We start from the raw sequence: 2159 nt of genomic DNA on the forward strand, positions 1-2159 counted from the left end.
CAATCGTAGCTGCTGAGCCGGAACCAATGGAATACGTTCGCGTTTGCGACGCTTTCGGCACTGGCTACTTCTACATCCCGGGCACGGAAACCTGCTTGAAGATCGGCGGCTTCGTCCGTTTCCAGACCAACTTCGGTCCTGATCGTTCGGGTACGTCTGACTGGGATACGTTCACACGTGGCCAGCTGCAGTTCGACGCCAAGAACGACACCGAACTTGGCACGCTCGAAAGCACGATCGTTCTGCAGACCAACGCAGACAACACCGGCGACGGTGGCTCGACATTCCTTGACACGGCTTCGTTCGCGATCGCTGGCTTCAAGTTCGGCTACTACTACAGCTGGTGGGACGACGGCATTGCCGGCGAAACCGACGCGCTTGCAACCAACACCCTGTTCAACTCGATCTCGTACACCTACGATGGCGGCGCATTCAAGGCTGGCATTTCGGTTGACGAAATTGAAGGCGTCAGCGGCCCGGTTCGTGATGCTCCGCTGCCGCAGTTCCCGAACTCCTTCAATGCTCATGACAATGGCGTTGGCGTTGCTGCCATGATCTCCGGTTCTGTTGGTGGCGTCACTGCTACCCTGCTCGGCGGTTATGACACCGAGCGCGAAGAAGGCGCGATCCGTGCGATCCTGTCTGCTGAGCTCGGCGCTGGCACGTTCAGCCTGGCTGGTGTCTACGCAACGGACCCGAACGCTTACTACAACGAATCCGAATGGACCGTTGCAGCATCGTATGAGTTCAAGGCAACCGACAAGCTGACGATCACTCCGGCCGCTCAGTACTTCGGCGATTTCGCCTTCATCAACGGTGTTGACGCTTGGCGTGTTGGCCTGACGGCTGGCTACCAGATCACGGACGGCCTCAAGGCTCTCGCGACTGTTCAGTACCAGGACGTAGACGACTCTGCTGCGTTCGCAGTCGGCGGCGACGAAACCACTGGTTTTCTCCGCCTGCAGCGCGACTTCTAATCTGATCGTCTGATCGGATTACCAATTGCCCGCAACCTTTTTTTAGAGGTTGCGGGCTCTTGCATTCTAAGGGTTGCCGATGTTTGAGACATCAGCGCAGCTTGCAAATTGACGTTGAATGCGAAGCAAGGCAGTCTTGCAGCACCTGGTGAAGAGGTGCGCATGAGCCGTGCGAGAGACAAAGCAGGCGACACCGCCGACTTTGAAAGCGCTGGTATTGGAGCCTATAGCCTCCATTATCAATTCGCTGTCGGCCGCTCCGCCAAATCAGTCGAAAGCGTTTCTCTGAAGTCGCTTTTTGAGCGATACGGGGATCTGCTCTGGGAGCCAGGGTCTCATAAATACAATGTGACGGCCTTCATACACGAGCTCCATACACTGCTGGTTGCGCCTGAGTTCTCGGTATTCACCGACGAAATGCTAGACAGCCTGATCGCCTCCTTAAGAAAACGCGGCAACAGTAATGCGACCATCAATCGAAAGATGGCCGCACTCAGCAAACTGTTGCGGAAGGCGTTCAAGATGGGTGACGTGCACAGTTTACCCGAGTTCCGGCGGCAGAAGGAGAAGTCCGGTCGTATACGCTTCCTCGAATATGACGAGGAAGATCGGCTTTTTGCGGCGATCGAGCAGCATTCGGAACTCTACCATCGGTTTTGTATCTTCTTGGTTGATACGGGCGCCCGACTCGGTGAAGCTATCAGTCTGCGGTGGAACGATATCAACGACGACCGCGTAACATTCTGGGTGACCAAATCAGGAAAGAGCCGGTCGGTCCCGCTAACTTCTCGTGCCGTGACTGCGGTTGCTCGACGACCAGAGCAGATCGGTCCATTCGTCAGTATCGATCAGCAGCAATTCCGTGCCGTCTGGAACCAAGCCAAATTGGAAATTGGGTTGGCAACCGACAGCGACGTTGTTCCACACGTGCTTCGACACACATGCGCTTCGAGGCTCGTCAGGGGCGGCATCGACATCCGCCGTGTCCAGATGTGGCTTGGTCATCAAACCCTCCAGATGACAATGCGATACGCGCACCTGGCTTCCCACGATCTCGACGTCTGCGTTCCGATACTGGAGAGGCACAAATAGCCACAGAAGCTGATTAGCTGTTGGCCTTCCCGAAACTGGTCGGGGTTGTGAAGGGGAGGCCAATAGCGCTTGGTGAGGTATTTCTGACTG

2 protein-coding genes are annotated in these 2159 nt (G+C 56.0%); both read left to right on the forward strand.

Features of this window, described 5'->3' with window-relative positions:
- Positions 1–977 (forward strand): porin (locus tag J2Z75_RS29100; RefSeq protein ID WP_209857442.1); only part of this gene is annotated, 977 nt, incomplete at its 5' end.
- Positions 978–1139: 162 nt separating this feature from the next.
- Entirely contained in the window at positions 1140–2069 is a 930-nt protein-coding gene (locus tag J2Z75_RS29105) for a tyrosine-type recombinase/integrase (protein ID WP_209857444.1), read from the forward strand.
- The last annotated feature ends 90 nt before the right edge of the window (positions 2070–2159 follow it).

Origin of the sequence: Rhizobium herbae, from assembly GCF_017873135.1 — a bacterium.
In the GTDB taxonomy this organism is placed as follows: Bacteria; Pseudomonadota; Alphaproteobacteria; order Rhizobiales; family Rhizobiaceae; genus Pararhizobium; species Pararhizobium herbae.